We start from the raw sequence: 17,717 nt of genomic DNA, 5'->3' as shown, positions 1-17,717 counted from the left end.
CCCCAGCGCCGGGGCCTCAGAGGGCCTGGGCCGGCTGCTGCACCTTCTCCGCCTTCCAGAGACGCCAGCGCAGCTGCAGATCCTTCGGGGTGTAGACGACGATCGGTCGGCTGGCGTCGTAGGGCACCACGAAGGGCTTGCTGCCCATCGGCACGAACACCTTGCGTTTGGCCTGGCCGGGGGGGCAGGCCATCAGGGTCGACACCATCGGCCCCACATCGCTCACCGTGTAGACGCTGACGCCCAGGCCCTTCACCTTGCTGGCGCGGAAGCGGCCCCGGAAGGCCCGCTGGTTGCAGTCGGCCTCCACCTCCCGGCCGGCGATCAGCTGCACCCGCCAGTCGCTCGGGTTGGGGGACAGGCGCGGATCGGCGGTGGGGGGCAGCACCCCGGGGAGCTGGATCACCCAGCGGGTCTGGGCGGCGGTGGGCTTGGGGTAAGGCGTCAGGTCCAGCCGGGGGATGGCCCGGGCCGGCGCCGCCGCGAGCGCCAGCAGGGACGGCAGGCTGACGATGACGCTGGCGGTGGCCGCGGCCGCCGTGGCACGGCGCAGGGCATGGGCCATGGGGAACCTCGGTAGGGACCGGAATCCGGAGCCACCACCATGGCACCCTCCGATCGCTCCGTCCCCTCCGGGCCGCTTCCACAATGGGGGGGCTGCCGCCTCCGCCCGCCCCATCACCCGCTCCCCTGCCCCAGCCCCTCCAGCCACGCCCCCCCCAGCCAGGCCGCTGGCCATCGCCCTGCTCTCCGGCGGCCTGGATTCGGCCACCGCCGCGGCCCTGGCGATCGAGGCGGGCCACCGGGTGATCGGCCTCTCCTTCGACTATGGCCAGCGCCACCGGCGCGAGCTGGACGCCGCCGCCGCGGTGGCCGGCGCCCTGGCGCTGGAGGAGCATCACGTGATCGCCGTGAACCTGGCGGCCTGGGGCGGCTCGGCCCTCACCGATCCGGCCATCCCCGTCCCCGACGGCGGCGTGGTCGAGGGGGTGATCCCCACCACCTACGTCCCCGGCCGCAACACGGTGTTCATCGCCCTGGGGCTGAGCCTGGCCGAAGCCCGGGGCGCCACCAGCCTCGTGCTCGGGGTCAATGCGGTGGATTACTCCGGCTATCCCGACTGCCGCCCGGACTACCTGGCCGCCTTCCAGAGCCTGGCCGACCTGGCCACCAAGGCAGGGCGCGAGGGCCGTGGCGCCCGCCTCTGGGCCCCCCTGGTGGCCTGGGACAAGGCCACCATCGTGCGCGAGGCCCTGCGGCTCGGGGTCCCGATCGCGGCCACCTGGAGCTGTTACAGCGGCGAGGATCTCCCCTGCGGCCGCTGCGACAGCTGCCGTATCCGCGATGCCGCCCTGGTGGCCGCGGGCCGGCCCGACCTGACCAGCTCCGCCGTGCGTGCCGGAGCGAGCCGTTGAGGAGCGACCCGCTCCCCTGGCTGGAGCCCCGGGCCCTGGCGGTGGTCCTGGCGGAGCGCTTCGGCCGGGACGGGCTGGTGCTGCTCGACGGCGACGGCAGCCCCCTCGGCTGCCGCGGCGTGCTCGGGGTGGATCCGGTGGCCACCGTGTCCTGCCGGGGGCTGCCGGGCGACCCGGGGGCGGCCGACCCTTTCGACGTCCTGGCGGACCTGGAGCGCCAGGGGGGACCGTGGCTGGGCTGGCTCGGCTACGAGGCTGGGGCCTGGGTGGAGCCGGCCGAGCACTGGCAGGCCTCCGACATGGCCACCCTGTGGGCGGCCCGCCACGACCCCCTGATCCATTTCGACCGGGGGGAGGGGCGGCTGTGGCTGGAGGGCCAGGACCCGGACCGGTTCGCGGCCATGGTGCGGCTGCTGCAGGATCCCGCCACCGGGGCGGCGGTGGCCGGGGCCGGGGAGCGCCCGGCCGATGGGCCCGGCATCGCCCGGGACGCGTGGCACTGGCACACCCCCCCGGACACCTATGCCGCCCAGGTGGGGATCCTGCGGGAGTGGATCGCCGCCGGTGATCTGTTCCAGGCCAACCTCACCGCCTGCTGCGAGAGCCTGCGGCCCGAGCCGCCCGACCCGCTGGCGCTGTACGGCCGCCTGGTGAGCCACGGTCCGGCCCCCTTCGCCGGCCTGGCGGTCGCCGGCGGCGAGGCGGTGATCTCGGCCTCGCCGGAGCGCTTCCTGCGCCTGCACCCCAACGGCCAGGTGGAGACGCGGCCGATCAAGGGCACCCGGCCCCGCCGGGCCGACCCCGACGCCGATGCCGCCAGCGCCGCCGAGCTGATCTGCGACCCCAAGGACCGGGCCGAGAACGTGATGATCGTCGACCTGCTGCGCAACGACCTGGGCCGGGTCTGCGTGCCGGGGTCGGTGCATGTGCCCCAGCTGCTGGGGCTGGAGAGCTACGCCCATGTGCACCACCTCACTTCGGTGGTGATGGGGCGGCTCGCCGACGGCCGCGGCCTGGTCGACCTGCTGCGGGCCTGCTGGCCGGGGGGCTCCATCACCGGCGCCCCCAAGGTGCGGGCCTGCCAGCGCCTCAACCAGCTGGAGCCGGTGCCGAGGGGGCCCTACTGCGGCTCCCTCTTCCACCTGGGCGCCGACGGCAGCTTCGACAGCAGCATCCTCATCCGCACCCTGCTGCAGAAGGGCCGGCGCCTGCGCCTCCATGCCGGCGGTGGCATCGTGGCCGATTCCGACCCGGCCGGGGAGGCCCGGGAGATGGGCTGGAAGATCGAACCGCTGCTGGAGGCCCTGGCATGAGCGGCGAGGGCGGCAGCCATCCGGCCGGCACGGCCATCGCCTGGATCGACGGGCCGTCCCCGGAGGGAACCTGGGGCGATCCCGATCGGCTTTGCCTGCCCCTGAGTGACCGGGGCCTGCTGCTGGCCGACGGCCTGTTCGAAACGGTGCTGGTCGAGGGAGGGGAGCCCCGGCTGCTGGCGGAGCACCTGGAGCGCTGGCGCGTCTCGGCCGCCAGCCTGGGAATGGCGCCACCCACCGGCGCCGATCGGGTGCGGCCGCTGCTGGCCGAGGCCGTGGCCCGCAGTGGCCTCTCCGGCAGCGGGGCCCTGCGGCTCAACTGGAGCCGGGGCAGCGGCGCCGGCCGGGGCCTGGCGCTGCCGGCGCCGGACGAACCCCAGGGCCGCCCCCGCTTCTGGCTGCAGCTGAGCCCCTGGACCCCGAACTCCACCCCGGTGACGGTGATCGTCAGCGCGCTGGAGCGACGCAACGCAGCCAGCCTGGTCAGCCGCTGCAAGACCTTCGCCTACGCCGGCGCCATCCAGGCCCTGCGGGAGGCCCGGGCCGCCGGGGCTGAGGACGCCCTGCTGCTCGGCAGCGGCGGCGACCTCTGCTGCGGCACCAGCGCCAACCTGCTGCTGCGCCGGAGGGGCGACTGGATCACGCCGCCCGTGGAGAGCGGCTGCCTGCCGGGGGTGATGCGGGGCCGCGGCCTGGCCCTGGGACTGGTGCGGGAGGAGCGGTTGTCCGTGGCGGACCTGCTGGAGAGCGAGGCGGCCCTGCTGATCAACAGCCTCGGCTGCCGCCCGATCCGGCGCTGCGGCGACACCGACCTGCCCGCGCCCGCCGGGGCCCTGGACCTCTGGAAGCGGCTGCTGGTGTCGTCATAGGTTGGCCCCAGAATCGATCGATCACGTTGTCCGACGCTGTGGGGGGCCTGGGGTCCCGGAAGCACCTGGCAGGACTCCTGGCCGGCTTGCTCGCTGGTACGGGGCTCGCCCTGGCCGGTTGCACCGCCACCCCCAAGGAGGTGGCCGTTCAGGACGCCAAACCGGGCGACCTTCTCGTGGAGGTGGATGGGAACCGGGTGGAGCTGTTGCGGGCGTTCAAGCCGGGCATTGCCAATGGGCTGCACAAGGGTGTCGTGAAGGTCACCTCAGGGGGCGACGATGGCAAGGGTCAGATGTACGAAGTCACGGCGATCTGCAGCGTCAAAGGAGAGCCAGGCTGGCAAACCTATGACAATATCTTCGGAGATCCGATCAGCGATCTCAACGCCAAGAGAACATTCCCGGTCAAGAATCGCTGGCAGTTCCTGTTCCATTTTGATGGCCGTACGGAGCAGACCGGCAAGCTGGATCCCAGTGTCTGGGTCTCGCGGTTGAAGGACAATCTCTGCCGGAAAGGGGATTTCGACGACACCTGATCCTCCGACGGCATCGGGACGGCCAACCGCCGCGCCAGGCTTGATAATGATTCTTGATTTCATTCATTGGGAGCGAGTCTTGGGCTCCAATTTCCTGTAGCAATCGACACTTTCGGGCCGCAGGCCATCCTTTTGGATGGATGGGAAATTGCGCCTCGGTTTCTCGATGCCCAAAACACTCTTCTCCGTCGATCTCACCAAGCCGATGGATCAGCAGGACATGCCCGGGCACAACCGCTGGCATCCGGAAATCCCTGCCGTGGCCTCCGTGAATCCTGGTGACGTGTTCCGGATCGAATGCAAGGACTGGACCGATGGCCAGATCAAGAACAACGACGATCCCAAGGACATCGAGGATGTGAATCTCGAGGTCGTTCACGTTCTCAGCGGCCCGATCTGGGTCAACGGCGCCCAGCCCGGCGACATCCTGGTGGTGGACATCCTTGATGTCGGTGCCCTGCAGGGGGATGAGTGGGGCTTCACGGGCATCTTCGCCAAGGAGAACGGTGGCGGTTTCCTCACCGATCACTACCCCAAGGCTGCCAAGGCCATCTGGGATCTGGAAGGCATCTACACCTCCTCCCGCCACATTCCAGGCGTTCGTTTCGCCGGCATCACCCACCCGGGCCTGATCGGCTGCGCCCCCTCCCACGAGCTGCTCAACGAGTGGAACCGTCGTGAGACGGAGCTGGTGAAGACCGCCCCCGACCGCCGCACCTACGGCGCCGGCCTCTCCGGCAGCGAGCCGGTGCTGGCGGCCCTGCCCAATCCCAACAGCGCCATCCTCGGCACCCTCCCCGGCAGCGAGTTCGAGCGGGTGGCCAACGAAGCGGCCCGCACGGTGCCCCCCCGGGAGCACGGCGGCAACTGCGACATCAAGAACCTCACCAAGGGCACCCGGATCTATTTCCCGGTCTATGTCGAAGGGGCCAAGCTCTCGATGGGCGACATCCACTTCTCCCAGGGGGATGGTGAGATCTCTTTCTGTGGCGCTATCGAGATGTCCGGCTATCTCGACCTCCACGTCGAGATCATCAAGGGCGGCATGGCGAAGTATGGGATGGTCAACCCCATGTTCAAGACCAGCCCGGTGGAACCCCACTACACCGACTACCTGGTGTTCGAAGGCATCTCCGTGGATGAATTCGACGGCAAGCAGTACTACATGGACGTCCACATCGCCTACCGGCGTGCCTGCCTCAACGCCATCGAGTACCTCAAGAAGTTCGGCTACACCGGCGAGCAGGCCTACCTGCTGCTGAGCTGTGCGCCGGTGGAGGGCAGGATCAGCGGCATCGTCGACATCCCGAACGCCTGCTGCACCCTCGCCATCCCCACCTCGATCTTCGACAAGGACATTCTTCCCTGCTGATCGGCCGGCTGGAGGGAGGGGCCTGGACACCAGGCCCCTTTTTCTTGCCTGCCGCTTCTTCTCTTTGCCCTATCTTTTCCCCGTCCTGCGATGCCTGTCTACGAATACAGCTGCAGCAACGGCTGCGAAAACTATGAGGTCTGGCGCAGCATCGATGAGCGCCAAAAGGAAACCAACTGCCCCACCTGCACCGCCGAAGGCGTCCGTGTGTTCACGCCGGTGATGTCACTCAGCGGTTCGTTCCGCCTGAAGCAGGAGCAGTCCGAACCCCGCCTGGTCCGCAAGGAAACCAAGGAAGCCACCGGCAAGCCACGGCTCAAGGAGAGCGGCACCCGCCCCTGGATGCTCAATCGCGGCTGCTGAGCGCAAGACGAAGCCAAAGTCCTCCCAAGCAAAAGTCCCGGGCCGCGCCACCGCTGGTGGCATCGACCCGGGACTGGCTGTTGGCCGGACTCCTCAGACGGTGAGGAATTCCTTGATCACGTCATCGGAGAGCTTGTCGGTCTGGCCGCTGGAGACGATGCCGCCGCGTTGCATGGCGTAGTAGAAGTCGGACTGGCGCACGAAGTGCAGGTGCTGCTCCACCAGCAGCACACTGATGCCGGTCTCCTTCATGATCCGCTGCACCGCGTGTTCGATGTCGAGGATGATGGAAGGCTGGATGCCTTCGGTGGGTTCATCGAGGAGCAGCAGCTTGGGCTTGCCCAGCAGGGCGCGGGCAATGGCGAGCTGCTGCTGCTGGCCGCCACTGAGGTCGCCGCCTTTGCGCTTGAGAAACTTCTCCAGGATCGGGAAGAGATCGAAGATAAGTGGGTCGATGTGGCGGTTCTTTTCCAGGCCACCGGGAAGGGCCTCCATGCCCAGCAGTAGATTCTCCTTGACCGACACCTGGGGAATGATGTCCCGGCCCTGGGACACGTACCCGATGCCGGCCCGGGCCCGTTTGTAGGGGGGCTGGTTGGTGAGCTGGCCGTCCTGGTAGGCGATCGTCCCGGATCGCTGCTGCAGCAGGCCGATCACGGTCTTGAGGAAGGTGGTCTTGCCGACGCCGTTGCGGCCGATCAGGCAGACCATCTTGCCTTCGTGGATGGTCAGATCCACGTTGCGGAGAATGTGGCTCTCCCCGTAATACACATTGAGGTCGGAGACCTGAAGCAGGGGCTGGGCGCTGGTGGTGGACATGGGCTCGCGGTGGGTGATGGTCGGGAAACGATCAGTGTTCGGGCGGCCCCAGGTAGACCTCGATCACCCGCGGGTCGGCTTTGACCTTCTCCAGTGGGCCTTCGGTCAGCACCTGTCCCTGGTGCAGCACGGTGACATCGAAGCCCAGGTCGCGGATGAACTCCATGTCGTGCTCGATCACCACCACGGTGTGGTCACCGGCGAGGGACTTGATCAGTTCGGCCGTGCGCAGGGTTTCCTCATCGGTGAGGCCGGCGACGGGTTCGTCCAGCAGCAGCACCTCGGGGGCCTGGGCCACCAGGGAGGCAATGGCCAGCCATTGCTTCTGGCCGTGGGAGAGGGAGCCCGCCTTGACGGTGGCGAAGGGCGCCAGGCCCACGTAGTTCATGATCCGATGCACCTCGTCCTTGGAGGACTGGGGCAGGCCGGAACCCAGGAGGCTGAAGGCGTTCTTGACCGGTGAGGCGGAGAGCTCCAGATTCCGCAGCACGGTGAGATTCTCGAACACCCGCGGGGTCTGGAACTTGCGGCCAATGCCGTTGCGCGAGATCTGCTGCTCGGAGACGCCAAGCAGGGACTTGCCTTTGAAGCTCACCGATCCTTTCGTGGGCCGCACCTTGCCGGTGATGACATCGAGGAAGGTGGTTTTGCCGGCACCGTTGGGGCCGATGATGGACTTCAGCTCTCCCTTGTAGAGCTTCAGGCTGAGGTCGGTGAGGGCATAGAAGCCATCGAAGCTCACGCTGACGTCATTGAGCTCGAGTAGAGGTTCTGACATGGACTTCGGAAGGGTGCGGAATCAAAAGAGCGGTCACAGCAGATGAGCCAGGAAGCAACTTCCTGGAGGGCTAATCCACAGGAACGGCCTCCTTGTCGAGCTTGGGGTAGGTCTTGGCAGGTTTGGCGATGCCGAAGGCGGCCAGGAAGGTGCGGAAGCCTCCTTTGGTGATCCAGCCGTAGATGCCATCGGGCATCAGAACCACCACGAAGATGAACAGGGCCCCCTGGACGAACAGCCAGGCTTCGGGCAGGGCCTCGCTCACCAGGCTGCGCAGGTAGTTGACCACGGTGGCGCCGATGATCGGCCCCACCAGGGTGCCCCGTCCGCCCACGGCGACCCAGATCACCATCTCGATCGAGAAGGAGATCGACATGTACTGGGGCGAGACGATGCCGGACTGGACGGTGTAGAGGGCTCCGGAAATGCCGCACAGGGCGCCCGCCACCAGGAAGACGATGGTCTTGAAGGGGACGGGGTTGAAACCGGCGAAGCGCAGGCGGCTCTCGTCGTCGCGGATGGCGATCAGGGCATCACCGAAGCGACCGCTGGTGAAGTAACGGCAGACCAGAAACGCCAGGGGCAGCAGCACCACCGTGAGGCGGTAGAACCACACCTGCATGTCGGGCGAGCCCACCAGCTGGCCGAACAGTTCGCTGGTGCTGGTCTTGAGGCCGTTGGTGCCGTCGAAGAGTTTCTGCTGGCCGTTGAAGAAGTGGAAGAAGACCATCAGAGCCGCCTGGGTGATGATCGAGAAGTACACCCCCTTGATGCGGTTTCGGAAGATCAGCCAGCCCACCAGGCCCGCCACCACGGCCGGAATCACCCACAGGGCGATCAGGGTGAACACCGGTGACCAGAAGGGTTGCCAGAAGAAGGGCAGCTGGTCGACGCCGTAGTTCTCGAAGAACTTGGGAATCCCGTTGCCACCGGCGAGGCTCTTGGTGTTGAGCATCAGGTACATGGCCACGGCGTAGCCGCCGAGGGCAAAGAAGATGCCCTGGCCCAGGCTCAACAGACCGGTGTATCCCCAGATCAGGTCGATCGCCAGTGCCGTGATCGCCAGCGAGAAATAGCGGCCGAACAGGTTGAGGCGGAAATCATCCAGTGCTGCCGGCAGGATGAACAGGGCGATCGCCAGGAGAATCCAGGGGACGAGTCGTTGGAAGATTTTCACAGGTAGGGCCTCCTGGTGGGGAGATGGAACGGGAATCTGCAGAGGGTGGAACTGATCGGGTCAGGCATCGACCGAGCGACCCTTCTGGGGGAACATGCCGTTGGGGCGGAACTGGAGGAAGACGATGATGAAGATGAACACCAGCACCAGCGACATGCTTGTGGTGGCGAAGAACTCGATCACCCCCTTGGCCGCCAATGGCATGTCCGGGAAGATCGTCAGCAGGGTGCCCGAGCCGATCACCGACTGGATGATGCCCAGCAGCAGCGAGGCCAGCACGGTGCCGAGCAGGTTCCCCACACCACCGAGGACGATCACCATGAAGCAGGAGACGATGTAGGCGGCACCGAGGTTCGGTCCCACAGAACCCAGCAGGGTGATGGCACAGCCGGCGACTCCCGCCAGACCGGAGCCGATGCCGAAGGTGATGCTGTCAACGCGGTCAGTGGGGATGCCCAGGCAGTTGCTCATCTGACGGTTCTGGGTGACCGCACGGATGCGCAGGCCCCAGACGCTCTTGTTGAGGAACCAGTAGGTGGCGAGCAGCAGCAGGGCTGACAGCAGGATGATGAAGATGCGCAGGCCGGGCAGTTCGATGCCGCCGATCATCCCCCAGCTTCCCTGGAGCCATTTGGGGGCGGTGACATCGATGTTGCGCGGGCCGAACCAGGGCTTGGCGAGGGGCCGGACCTGGTCGAAAAGGTTGACGGCGATCAGGCCGATGCCGATGGCGATGGCCCAGCCCAGTCCGTTGAGATAGGTGAAGAATGGTTTTTCGGAGAACTTCGCTGCCAGTAATTTCGAGATAATGAAACCGACAACGACACCCACGATGATGCCCAGCATCATGGCCGTCGAAACGCTTCGAATCAGCTGGATCAGAATCAGGCTGACTCCCCAGGTCGCCAGCAGCGTTTCAAGGGGCCGGCCATAGAGCTGCCGGATCAACGTTCTCTCCAGCAGTACCCCAATGAGCCCCGTCACGATGAACGCGAGTACCAGGGAGACCGGGAAATACAGCTCGAAGATCACACCACCCATGGGCTTGAAGGCCGATTGCACCACGTAGGTGACATAGGCCCCGAGCATCATGAATTCGCCATGGGCGAGGTTGATGACACCCATCAATCCGAACACGATGGCCAGACCTGTGGCTGCGAGCAGCAGCACAGATCCGATGCTGAGGCCATCGAGGATCTGAGAAAAGAAAAGTTCCAACGGAATGAAGGTTGAACGTTAGATCCAGCGCTGCCTGGGCGACGCTGGATCGGGTCGAACGTGGTGGTGTGCTGAGCCGGAATGGGGTGGCCCCCGAAGGAGCCACCTGTCTTTCATGGATTCACGGACCGGGCCGTGATCACATCTTGAACTTGCCGGCGTCAGGACGATCCTGAGTCCAGTCGCAGGTGAAGCCCTTGGTCTCGGGAACGAACTGGTTCCAGGGCAGCGGGGGAATGGCCTTGACGCTGTCGTAGAGGATCTTGAACTGGCCGGTGGGCTCCGCTTCGCCGATGAGCACCCGCTCGGAGGTGTGGTGGTTGGGGAACATCTTGATTTCGCCCTGGGGAGCGGCGAAGGTGATCCCAATCATGTTCGAGCGGACCTTGTCGAGGTCTTCGAAAGTGCCTGCCTTCTCGACGGCGTTCTTCCAGAGGTACACCATGTTGTAGGCGGATTCCGCCGGGTCTCCCGTGACGCGGTCGGCGCCGTACATCGCCTGGAAGTCGGCGGTGAACTTCTTGGAGGCCGGGGTGTCCAGGCTCATGAAGAAGTTCCACGCGGCGTAGGTGCCCGTGGTGTACTCGGGACCGATCTGGCGGATCTCCTCCTCGGCGATGGAGAAGGACATGATCGGGTACTTGGCCGGATCAATGCCCGAGGCCTTGAACTGTTTGAACAGGGCGACGTTGGAGTCACCGTTCAGGGTGTTGATGATGATCCCGCCATCGGGGAAGGCCTTCTTGATCTTGGCGATGATCGGGGCCACCTCGGTGTTGCCGAGGGGGATGTAGTCCTCGCCGACGGTTTCACCGCCAAGGGCCTTCATCTGCTCCTTGATGATCGTGTTCGCCGTGCGCGGATACACGTAATCGGAGCCGACCAGGTAGACCTTCTTGCCGAGCTTGTCGCCGAACTTGTCCATCAGCCATTGAACCGCGGGCTCAGCCTGCTGGTTCGGAACGGCGCCGGTGTAGAAGATGTTGCGCGAGCACTCCTGACCCTCGTACTGAATCGGGTAGAAGAGCATGTGGTTCTTCGACTCGAAGACCGGCAGCATCGCCTTGCGGCTGGCGGAGGTCCAGCCACCGAAGACGACGGCGACCTTGTCGGAGTCGATCAGTTTTTGGGCCTTCTCGGCGAAGGTGGGCCAGTCGGAGGCGCCATCTTCAGAGACAGCGACGATCTTGTAGGACTTGCCGCCGACCTTGACGCCGCCGGCGTCATTGATTTCCTTGATCGCCATCTCCTCGACTTCTTTCAAAGTCGTTTCGGAGATGGCCATGGTGCCACTGAGGGAATGAAGGATGCCGACCTTCACTTCCCCATCAAAATTGCCGCCGGAACCGGACTCGCCCCCACAGGAGACGAGGGTTACGCTCACAGCAGTTGCGGCGATTGCAGCTGCCAGTCGCCTTGAAAGATGCAGAGACATTGAAGCCTGTTCAAGATGAATTGTAGTCGCCGTAACCGACGGCAAAGGGAAAGGTAAGGAAGGACGTGGTTACCCCCGGTATCCAATGAGACAGAAAGCCGCCCAGGGCTTGCCGGAGTGAGGATTTGAACGTCGCTGAGCTGTCGATATGTTGCATTACCTACGGTTTTTCTGATCAGCGGCTGAAAGGGGAATACCAGAAGGCTTGACCGATCCGGTGCAACGCTCAGACGGCCAGCGGTTCGGGCAGTTGCCGCAGCAGGAAGCTCTCGACCCGATCGAGGCCTTCACCGCTGCGCAGATTCGTGAAACACCAGGGCCGGCCGCCGCGCATCCGCTCGGTGTCGGCCTCCATCACCGCCAGGCTGGCCCCGACCATGGGGGCCAGGTCGATCTTGTTGATCACCAGCAGGTCGGAGCGGGTGATGCCGGGGCCCCCCTTGCGGGGGATCTTGTCGCCGGCGGCCACGTCGATCACATAGATGCACAGATCCACCAGCTCCGGGCTGAAGCTGGCCGCCAGGTTGTCGCCGCCGCTCTCCACCAGCACCAGGTCCAGGTCCGGGAAGGCCTCCTCCAGCTCCTGCACCGCCGCCCGGTTGATCGAGCAGTCCTCCCGGATGGCGGTGTGGGGGCAGCCGCCGGTCTCCACGCCCCGGATCCGTTCGGGGGCCAGGGAGCCGGCGCGGGTGAGGAACTGGGCGTCCTCCTGGGTGTAGATGTCGTTGGTGACCACCGCCAGCTGCAGCCGCTCCCGCAGCCGGCGGCAGAGGGCGTCGACCAGGGCCGTCTTGCCCGATCCCACCGGCCCGGCCACACCGACCCTCAGTTTGCTGCCCATCGCCCCGATCCAGGATGGGTGCCATCCTGACGCCAGCGCCGAGGGCTGCGGTGAGTGACGGACCGATCCCGACGCTGAGCCGTCGCTTCGAGCGGCTGGATGGGCGCCTGGTCGCCACCGTGGTGGGCACGGGGGTGGTGGTCTGCCTCGGCTTCATCGAGCTGCTGCGCAGCCCCCTGCAGCAGCTCTCCAGGCTCACGATCGAACTGCTGGCGGTGCGGGCCCTGCTGTTCCTGGCCCCGCTGCTGGTCAGCCTGCTGCTGCTGCTCCGGGATGGTCCGCTGCTGCTCGGCGACCGGCGCCCCCCCGGCTCCTGGGGGCCCGACCTGCTGGCCAGCGGGCTGCTGAGCGTCGTGCTGCTGCTCTACTTCATGGCGGCGGTGATCATCACCGCCAGCCTCACGCTCAACCAGGGGGATGTGGCGGGGGAGGTGGGCTTCCTGATCGGCCAGCTGGAGCCGGCCCGCTTCGCGGCCGCCCTGGTCAGGGCGGGCGCCTATGGCGGGATCTGCGCCGCCATCTGCCTGCACCAGGCCCGCCGCGGCTCCTGCGACGCTGCGGGCATGGCGTCCCGCATGGCCCGGTCGCTGCGGCTCGGCATCGGGGTGATGGTCTGCCTCGATCTGCTCTGGACGATTGCGGTCGATCCCCTGCGCATGGGAGGAAACTGACCGTGGCCAGCACCGCCCAGCCGCGGCGCCCCGGCGCCCAGAGCCTGGTCTTCCTGGCGGGAGCGGTGGCCCTGCTGGGGGTGTTCGTGCTGGGGATCGCTCGCGCCGGCAACTGGCTCGCCCCCAGCGTCCGCCTGCAGTTCCGCACCCTCGATGCCGCTGGCCTGCAGACGGGCATGGCGGTGAAGATCTCGGGATTCGCCGTCGGCCAGGTGCGCCGGATCGTTCTGCAGCCCGACGCCCAGGTGCTGGTGGAACTGGAGCTGCGGGACCCCTACCGCTCCATGGTGGGCCGCCGCAGCCGGGCGGAACTGGCCCAGCTGGGGCTCCTGGGCGACAGCTACATCGCCATCACCCCCGACCCGGCGGCGATCGGCCAGCCCCCGATCGGTGATGGCGAGACGCTCGTGTTCACCAGCCGCCCCGACATCGATGACCTGCTCACCGAGGTGGCCAGCAGCCGCATCCCCCTGCAGCGGGCCGTCAGCAGCGGGCTGAGCCTGGCGGAGACCCGCCTGCCCCGCAGCCTCGACGAGCTCGATCGCACCCTGGTCGCCAGCCGCCGCCTGGCGACGCGCCTGGAGGCCGACACCCGTCGCAGCAGCAGCGAGCTCAACCGCACCCTGGGGGCCACCCGCGCCCTCGCCGAGCGGCTGGAGGACCGCGCCGACGGCACCGCCGCCGACCTGTCCGCCCTGATCCGGCGCCTGGAGAGCACCGAAACCCAGACGCGGCCGCTGCTGCTCCAGACCCTGCGCGAGCTCTCCACCATGGCCAGCGCCACCAACCGCCTGGTGAAGACGCTCAACGAGAGCTGGGTGATCGAACTGATCGAGCGGACCGGCGAGCCCCGCGGTGAGCGCGGCCGCTGATCGCCGGGATGGCCGCCGGCGGCGTCACCCCTCGACCCTGTCGGCCTGACGCAGCAGCTCCGGTGGGAACGTCACCCCGATGGCCCCGGCCGTGCGGCGATTCAGCAGCAGCAGCTTCCGGGTCACCGGCTCGAAGGCCATCGTGGCGGGGGAACGGCCGCGCAGCACCTGCACCGCCAGAGCTCCGGCCTGGGCCCCATCGGCCTGCGGATCCCAGCCCACCACGGCCAGGCACCCCGGCACGGTGATGTCGGCGGGATCGACGGAATAGACCGGCAGGCGATGGCGCAGGCCGGCCGCCGCCAGGGCGGGGAAGCCCACGCTGGTGGCGTAGTCACCCACCCGCACCAGGGCTCCCACCCGCTGGGCGGCCAGGGCGTCGGCGGCACGTGCCACCTCCGCCGGCCCCGCCACCGGCTCGATCACGACGGCGATCGAGCGTTGGCTCGCCTCCCGGCGCAGCAGCTCCGCTTCGAAGCTGGCGTTGGCTTCGGAGGGATGGAAGACGAGCCCCACGCTCGACAGGCCGGGGGTGATCCGGCGGGCGAGGTCGAGCTGCTCGGCGAGGGGACTGGTGCTCACCGTGCCCACCACATTGGGCCGGTGGCGGGTGTAGCTGGTGCCGGCCCCGGCCCCCCAGGGGTTGGAGCAATACAGGAACACCACCGGCACCCGCGCAGGCGCGATGGCGAGGATCGCCGTCAGGGGCGGGGTGCCGATGGCCACCAGCATGTCGACCCCGGCCTCCAGCAGGTCCTTCACCTGGGCGCGGCAGGTGGCCATGCTGCCCTCGCTGAAGCGTTCCAGCAGGATCACGCCGGCCGGCGCCCGGAAGCCGGCCCTGGCCAGGGCCTGCACGAATCCACGGCGGGCGGCATCGGGGGCGGCCCCCCGCACGTACTGGATCAGGCCCAGCCGCGGCGGGCCCGGGGGCCGGCGGCGGGCCTGGCATCCGGCGGCCACCAGGGCAGCGGCGGCGGCGGCACCGCCCAGCAGGCGCAGCGCCCGCCGCCGGCTGGCCCCTGCGGTGGTGGCCATCAGCTGCGGAACAACCGGGAATACAGCTCACCATGACCCAGCTGGGCCAGTCCCGCCCCTACACCCCCGTTCCAGAGGGCCTCGGGATCGGCCGCCACCAGCTCCGCCGCCCGGCCGGCGATGGTGGGCGCCAGGGCCAGCTGCAGCCGCTGGGCTTCGGTGGGGCCCAGGGGCACCAGCCGCACGGCGGCGCTGAGCTGGGTGGCGATCCAGCCGTAGAGGTAGGCCTCGACCACCTCCTCGGGCGCGATGGCCAGGGCCACCCCGGCCCAGGCCCAGGCCGCCGGCCAGGCGAGCCGAGGGGGCAGGTCTCCAGGCAGGGGCAGATCCAGGTCGGCCAGCAGCTGCAGCAGGGAACGGCCCATCTGGCGCTGCTGGGCCCGCACCTCGGCCGCCTCCCGCTGGGCCAGCAGCCAGCCGTCCAGCTCCAGCACCTCCTGGCGGGCCGGTCCCTCCGGGAACTCACGCCATCGGGTGAGCGCCTGCATCAGCCGGTTCAGGCTGGCGGCCTCGATCGCCAGCGCCCCCCGGGCCAGCTCCGCCTCCAGCCAGTGGGCCACGCCCTCGGCATCGCCCAGCTCACCGGCCTGGACGAGCACCTCCAGGCCTTCGGAATAACTGAACGCCCCCACCGGCAAGGCGGGACTGACGAGCTGGAACAGCCGCAGCCGGGCAACGCTCATGGGTGGGAATGGCCGTGATGACCATGATCGTGCTGGTGGGCGTGACCGGACCCTTCGTAGGCCCCGGGTTCGGGCAGAAAGGGCCCGGTGATCCGCTCCACGGTCAGTCCCCGATGCCGCAGAAGATCCTCGAGCACGCTGTCGACACCCAGACGCAGCTCGTTGCGGTGCAGTTCCATGGCCACGTGGCGGTTGCCCAGGTGATAGGCCGCCTGCAGCAGGGCCAGGGGGTCGGCGGCCCGCACCACCATCAGCGGCTCATCGGCGGCCTCCACCACCACCAGGGGCCCACCGGCCTCCGGTGCCAGCCGGTCGCCGGGTTCCAGGGCCGCGCCCCGGGGCAGCTGCAGCAGGAGGTCCCGTCCACAGGCGCTGCGGCGATGGCCCCGCAGGCTCGTGCGCTCGTCGGCCCGGAGCGGCAACCGCAGCGGCGGATCCGCCGGCCCCCCAGGATCGGGCCCCGGGACCTCCCTGTGACGCAGGTGCCGCACCAGCACCAGGGAAGCCGTGGTGTCTGGAGTCGTGGTGTGGGGAACCGTGGGGCCGGGCATCGAGCGGGCCAGCGGGGGAGGGTGGTTCGGGCAGCCTGGCCAGCCGTTGGCCGGCGGCCCTGTGTCGGGCGCTACCAAATCCAGGCCCCCGGGGTCCCACGATCACCGCCATGCAGCTCACCGCTCCCGCCCCCTGGAGAGCCCAGGCCCGGCTTCGTTTCGAGACCACCGGCGGCGCGGACGGTGCCACCCGGCACCAGGGCGGAGCGACGGCGCCGCTGAAGATCCAGCGGGCCTTCGCCGCTGCCGATGGCCGCTGTCAACTGCCCCTGCTGCACACCGGCGGCGGCCTGGTGGGGGGGGATGAGCTGGCCATCGAGGCCGACCTCGGCGCCGGCAGCCGGGCCCTGATCACCAGCGTGGCGGCCCAGAAGGTCTACGGAACCGTGGGCCGCTCCCGGCGGGTCCCCGCCGGCAGCTGGACCTTTCAGACCCTCGACTTCCGCCTCGCCGCGGGGGCCGACCTGGAGTGGCTGCCCCAGGAGCTGGTGGTCTTCCGGGATGGCCTGTTCCAGCAGACCTGCCGGGTGGAGCTGGCCGACGGGGCCAGCTGGCTGGGGGCCGAGGTGGTGCGGCTGGGGCGCAGCGCCGATGGCGAGACGCTCGGATCCGGCCGCTGGCGCTCACTGCTGGAGATCCGGCGTCAGGGCCAGTGGGAGCTGGTGGACCGGCTGGAGCTCGGCGGCGCCAGCCTGGAGAGCCCCCACGGCCTGGGGGGCCAGCCGGTGTTCGCCAGCCTGGTGTGGGCCGCCCCGGGGCCGGTGGGCGAGTCCCTGCTGGAGGCCTGCCGCGCCGAGCGGCATGGTCTGGAGGGGGCGATGGCCTGCGGCCGGCTGGAGCGGGGCCTGGTGGCCCGCTACCGGGGCCGCTCCACCCAGGCGGCCCGCTTCTGGTTCACGCGCATCTGGGCCCGGATCCGGGCGGAGCGGGGGCTGGCGGCTCCGGTGCTGCCCCGGGTCTGGCCGTTCCAGGAGCAGCCGCTCGATCCGGAACCGCCGTTGCCGGTCCCGGCCCGCAGCTGGTGATCCCCCGGCCAGGCGCAACAGCGGGCCTAGGTTCGCCCCAGGCGCAGCCCCACCGATGCATCGCTTCCAGCTCTCCCTGCAGGCCCTGGGCCAGGCGCGCCAGCTGATCGCCGTGGGCCGCAGCCAGGGGGATCTGGCCCGGATCGCCGATCTGGTGGACAGCTTCCTGGACACGCCCCAGATGGAGGCCTGCATCGCCCGTTTCCGGGCCCTGCCGGGCGGGGCAGAGATGATGGACGAGCGCTATCCGCCCCTGCAACCGGATCTGGAGCGGCTCGAGACGCTGCCGGAGGGGAGCCTCGGCCGCACCTACGCCGCCCTGATCCGCCGGTTCAACTACGACCCCGAATTCTTCCGCCCCCGCCCCGTCGACACGGAGGGCCGCTGGCTCACCCAGCGGATCGCCACCACCCACGACATCCACCATGTGGTCAGCGGTTTCGGCACGACGCCGGTGGGGGAGAACGGCGTGCTGGCCATCACCGCCACCCAGATCGGCTTCCCCGCCTACGTGAGCCTCACGCACGCGGCCCAGATCGCCGGCTTCCGCTTCAAGCTCGACGGCTACCAGACCCTGAGCCGGTCGATCAGCCATGGCACCACGATCGGCTTCATCGCCCGTCCCTTCGCCACGGTCCGGTGGGAGGACGGCTGGGAGCTGCCAGTGGCGGAGTGGCGGCAGCGGCTGGGGGTGACCCTGCCGGCGGATGGGGAGCCCTATGGGATCGACCAGCCCTGAGC

Annotated in this window: 20 protein-coding genes; 10 read left to right on the top strand and 10 right to left on the bottom strand. The window is 68.4% G+C overall.

The window, feature by feature from the left end; genetic code table 11:
* Positions 1-16: 16 nt before the first annotated feature.
* The gene (locus KUG39_RS02870) at positions 17-565 is read right to left on the bottom strand and encodes an ecotin family protein (RefSeq protein ID WP_094585318.1); all 549 of its coding nucleotides are present in this window, start codon (positions 563-565) and stop codon (positions 17-19) included.
* On the opposite strand from KUG39_RS02870, the gene queC reads away from it, so the two are divergent.
* From queC to KUG39_RS02840, 6 genes are all read left to right on the top strand, one after another.
* The gene (queC, locus tag KUG39_RS02865; RefSeq protein WP_286192877.1) at positions 564-1,415 is read left to right on the top strand and encodes a 7-cyano-7-deazaguanine synthase QueC; all 852 of its coding nucleotides are present in this window, start codon (positions 564-566) and stop codon (positions 1,413-1,415) included. The two genes, KUG39_RS02870 and queC, sit on opposite strands and share 2 nt — an antisense overlap.
* Positions 1,412-2,728 (top strand): anthranilate synthase component I family protein, encoded by a 1,317-nt coding sequence (locus KUG39_RS02860; RefSeq protein WP_094585317.1) that lies wholly within the window; start codon positions 1,412-1,414, stop codon positions 2,726-2,728. The genes queC and KUG39_RS02860 overlap by 4 nt, the downstream gene beginning before the upstream one ends.
* Positions 2,725-3,597, top strand: coding sequence for an aminotransferase class IV (locus tag KUG39_RS02855; RefSeq protein WP_216912664.1), 873 nt, complete (start codon positions 2,725-2,727; stop codon positions 3,595-3,597). Before KUG39_RS02860 ends, KUG39_RS02855 begins: the two co-directional genes overlap by 4 nt.
* Before the next feature lie 26 nt (positions 3,598-3,623).
* The gene (locus KUG39_RS02850) at positions 3,624-4,133 is read left to right on the top strand and encodes a hypothetical protein (protein ID WP_286192876.1); all 510 of its coding nucleotides are present in this window, start codon (positions 3,624-3,626) and stop codon (positions 4,131-4,133) included.
* 166 nt (positions 4,134-4,299) lie between these two features.
* Complete coding sequence (gene fmdA / locus KUG39_RS02845; RefSeq protein WP_094585380.1) at positions 4,300-5,505, top strand: formamidase; 1,206 nt, start codon at positions 4,300-4,302, stop codon at positions 5,503-5,505.
* Positions 5,506-5,595: 90 nt separating this feature from the next.
* Positions 5,596-5,868, top strand: a complete 273-nt coding sequence (locus tag KUG39_RS02840; protein ID WP_094585314.1) for an FmdB family zinc ribbon protein — start codon at positions 5,596-5,598, stop codon at positions 5,866-5,868.
* Positions 5,869-5,961: 93 nt separating this feature from the next.
* Here KUG39_RS02840 and urtE read toward each other — a convergent pair whose 3' ends face one another.
* The 6 genes from urtE to ureG form a co-directional block, all read right to left on the bottom strand.
* Positions 5,962-6,687 (bottom strand): urea ABC transporter ATP-binding subunit UrtE, encoded by a 726-nt coding sequence (urtE, locus tag KUG39_RS02835; protein ID WP_190610091.1) that lies wholly within the window; start codon positions 6,685-6,687, stop codon positions 5,962-5,964.
* Between the two features lie 31 nt (positions 6,688-6,718).
* Positions 6,719-7,465 carry an urea ABC transporter ATP-binding protein UrtD gene (gene urtD, locus KUG39_RS02830; RefSeq protein WP_094585312.1) on the bottom strand — a complete coding sequence of 249 codons (747 nt, stop codon included), beginning with the start codon at positions 7,463-7,465 and terminating at the stop codon, positions 6,719-6,721.
* Between the two features lie 70 nt (positions 7,466-7,535).
* Positions 7,536-8,642 carry an urea ABC transporter permease subunit UrtC gene (gene urtC, locus KUG39_RS02825; protein ID WP_094585311.1) on the bottom strand — a complete coding sequence of 369 codons (1,107 nt, stop codon included), beginning with the start codon at positions 8,640-8,642 and terminating at the stop codon, positions 7,536-7,538.
* 60 nt (positions 8,643-8,702) lie between these two features.
* On the bottom strand, positions 8,703-9,860 hold the full coding sequence (locus KUG39_RS02820; protein ID WP_094585310.1) for an ABC transporter permease: 1,158 nt from the start codon (positions 9,858-9,860) through the stop codon (positions 8,703-8,705).
* Between the two features lie 139 nt (positions 9,861-9,999).
* Positions 10,000-11,295: an urea ABC transporter substrate-binding protein gene (gene urtA / locus KUG39_RS02815; protein ID WP_190610093.1), complete on the bottom strand. Its 1,296-nt coding sequence runs from the start codon at positions 11,293-11,295 to the stop codon at positions 10,000-10,002.
* A 226-nt stretch (positions 11,296-11,521) separates the two neighbouring features.
* Positions 11,522-12,136, bottom strand: coding sequence for an urease accessory protein UreG (ureG, locus tag KUG39_RS02810; protein ID WP_094585308.1), 615 nt, complete (start codon positions 12,134-12,136; stop codon positions 11,522-11,524).
* A gap of 50 nt (positions 12,137-12,186) precedes the next feature.
* Here ureG and KUG39_RS02805 point away from each other — a divergent pair, with 50 nt between their 5' ends.
* Together KUG39_RS02805 and KUG39_RS02800 are read left to right on the top strand one after the other, a co-directional pair.
* Positions 12,187-12,807 (top strand): hypothetical protein, encoded by a 621-nt coding sequence (locus KUG39_RS02805; RefSeq protein ID WP_216912662.1) that lies wholly within the window; start codon positions 12,187-12,189, stop codon positions 12,805-12,807.
* 2 nt (positions 12,808-12,809) lie between these two features.
* Complete coding sequence (locus KUG39_RS02800; RefSeq protein WP_216912660.1) at positions 12,810-13,679, top strand: MlaD family protein; 870 nt, start codon at positions 12,810-12,812, stop codon at positions 13,677-13,679.
* A gap of 24 nt (positions 13,680-13,703) precedes the next feature.
* On the opposite strand, the gene KUG39_RS02795 is transcribed toward KUG39_RS02800, so the two are convergent.
* Genes KUG39_RS02795 through ureE form a run of 3 tightly spaced genes read right to left on the bottom strand, consistent with a single transcriptional unit; the run spans position 13,704 to position 15,951 of the window.
* Positions 13,704-14,717 carry an ABC transporter substrate-binding protein gene (locus KUG39_RS02795; protein WP_216912658.1) on the bottom strand — a complete coding sequence of 338 codons (1,014 nt, stop codon included), beginning with the start codon at positions 14,715-14,717 and terminating at the stop codon, positions 13,704-13,706.
* Complete coding sequence (locus KUG39_RS02790; protein WP_216912657.1) at positions 14,717-15,400, bottom strand: urease accessory protein UreF; 684 nt, start codon at positions 15,398-15,400, stop codon at positions 14,717-14,719. Before KUG39_RS02790 ends, KUG39_RS02795 begins: the two co-directional genes overlap by 1 nt.
* Positions 15,397-15,951 (bottom strand): urease accessory protein UreE, encoded by a 555-nt coding sequence (gene ureE / locus KUG39_RS02785; protein WP_216912656.1) that lies wholly within the window; start codon positions 15,949-15,951, stop codon positions 15,397-15,399. The genes KUG39_RS02790 and ureE overlap by 4 nt, the downstream gene beginning before the upstream one ends.
* A gap of 110 nt (positions 15,952-16,061) precedes the next feature.
* On the opposite strand from ureE, the gene KUG39_RS02780 reads away from it, so the two are divergent.
* Entirely contained in the window at positions 16,062-16,976 is a 915-nt protein-coding gene (locus KUG39_RS02780; protein WP_216912655.1) for an urease accessory protein UreD, read from the top strand.
* A 55-nt stretch (positions 16,977-17,031) separates the two neighbouring features.
* A complete protein-coding gene (locus tag KUG39_RS02775) occupies positions 17,032-17,715 on the top strand; it encodes a Coq4 family protein (protein WP_216912654.1) in 684 nt (227 codons plus the stop codon).
* Positions 17,716-17,717: the final 2 nt, after the last annotated feature.

It is taken from the genome of Synechococcus sp. CCAP 1479/10, from assembly GCF_019038515.1.
Lineage (GTDB): Bacteria > Cyanobacteriota > Cyanobacteriia > PCC-6307 > Cyanobiaceae > Cyanobium.
Note: the sequence above shows the minus strand (reverse complement) of the source record. Positions and strands in the feature narration are given on the sequence as shown.

Bases quoted from the DNA above. Each gene is read 5' to 3' on its own strand.
- queC (WP_286192877.1), top strand. From the start codon at position 564: ATGGGGAACCTCGGTAGGGACCGGAATCCGGAGCCACCACCATGGCAC.
- KUG39_RS02870 (WP_094585318.1), bottom strand. From the start codon at position 565: ATGGCCCATGCCCTGCGCCGTGCCACGGCGGCCGCGGCCACCGCCAGC.
- KUG39_RS02855 (WP_216912664.1), top strand. From the start codon at position 2,725: ATGAGCGGCGAGGGCGGCAGCCATCCGGCCGGCACGGCCATCGCCTGG.
- fmdA (WP_094585380.1), top strand. From the start codon at position 4,300: ATGCCCAAAACACTCTTCTCCGTCGATCTCACCAAGCCGATGGATCAG.
- KUG39_RS02840 (WP_094585314.1), top strand. From the start codon at position 5,596: ATGCCTGTCTACGAATACAGCTGCAGCAACGGCTGCGAAAACTATGAG.
- urtE (WP_190610091.1), bottom strand. From the start codon at position 6,687: ATGTCCACCACCAGCGCCCAGCCCCTGCTTCAGGTCTCCGACCTCAAT.
- urtD (WP_094585312.1), bottom strand. From the start codon at position 7,465: ATGTCAGAACCTCTACTCGAGCTCAATGACGTCAGCGTGAGCTTCGAT.
- urtA (WP_190610093.1), bottom strand. From the start codon at position 11,295: ATGTCTCTGCATCTTTCAAGGCGACTGGCAGCTGCAATCGCCGCAACT.
- ureG (WP_094585308.1), bottom strand. From the start codon at position 12,136: ATGGGCAGCAAACTGAGGGTCGGTGTGGCCGGGCCGGTGGGATCGGGC.
- KUG39_RS02795 (WP_216912658.1), bottom strand. From the start codon at position 14,717: ATGGCCACCACCGCAGGGGCCAGCCGGCGGCGGGCGCTGCGCCTGCTG.
- KUG39_RS02790 (WP_216912657.1), bottom strand. From the start codon at position 15,400: ATGAGCGTTGCCCGGCTGCGGCTGTTCCAGCTCGTCAGTCCCGCCTTG.
- ureE (WP_216912656.1), bottom strand. From the start codon at position 15,951: ATGCCCGGCCCCACGGTTCCCCACACCACGACTCCAGACACCACGGCT.
- KUG39_RS02780 (WP_216912655.1), top strand. From the start codon at position 16,062: ATGCAGCTCACCGCTCCCGCCCCCTGGAGAGCCCAGGCCCGGCTTCGT.
- KUG39_RS02775 (WP_216912654.1), top strand. From the start codon at position 17,032: ATGCATCGCTTCCAGCTCTCCCTGCAGGCCCTGGGCCAGGCGCGCCAG.